This window comes from Streptomyces beijiangensis, assembly GCF_017315755.1.
GTDB lineage: Bacteria > Actinomycetota > Actinomycetes > Streptomycetales > Streptomycetaceae > Streptomyces > Streptomyces beijiangensis.
Genome location: NZ_JAFLRJ010000797.1, coordinates 1 through 520, shown reverse-complemented (window position 1 = coordinate 520; position 520 = coordinate 1). Strand labels below are relative to the sequence as shown.

Here is a 520-nt window from a genome sequence, read left to right as displayed (position 1 = left end):
GCGCGTACGTCCACGGCACGCACCCCGGGCAGTTGACGGGCGAGCGCGTCGAGCGGGGCGGGATCGCGTACGCCGCCCAGGAACAGCGCGCCGCCCGGCGCGAGCAGCGGCAGGGTCCGGCCGAGCAGGGCCCGCAGGCGGGCGGGGTCCCGGAAGTGCCGGTCCGCCGAGTTGACGACGATCGTGCCGAAGCGGCCGGCGGGCAGTCCGGCGGTGTCCCGCTCGCGGATGCCGGTGAACCGGTACTCCTCGCACTCCGGGTCGAGGGCCAGGTGCCCCGGCAGCAGCCCGGTGCCCGCGCCGATCTCCAGGACCCGGCGCAGGGGCAGTTCACGGATCCGCTCCACGGTGGCGCTCCGGGTACGGATCTGCTGCTCGGTTGGGCCGTTGACCGACAAGACCGGCATCACTCGCTCCTCACGACGGCGTTTTCTGGCTTGGCAAGTTCTTGCCAAGATGCTGGCAACTCCTCCCTGAGTCCTCGTCTCGGAACGCTGGAGGGGAGGTGGAGCCGCAGGTG

At 72.5% G+C, this 520-nt stretch carries 1 protein-coding gene; it reads right to left on the bottom strand.

Annotation, left to right across the window (positions count from 1 at the left end; all coding sequences use genetic code 11):
- Nucleotides 1-407: class I SAM-dependent methyltransferase (locus tag J0695_RS39160; RefSeq protein ID WP_206969621.1), on the bottom strand; the 407-nt coding region annotated here is incomplete at its 3' end.
- Nucleotides 408-520 lie beyond the last annotated feature (113 nt).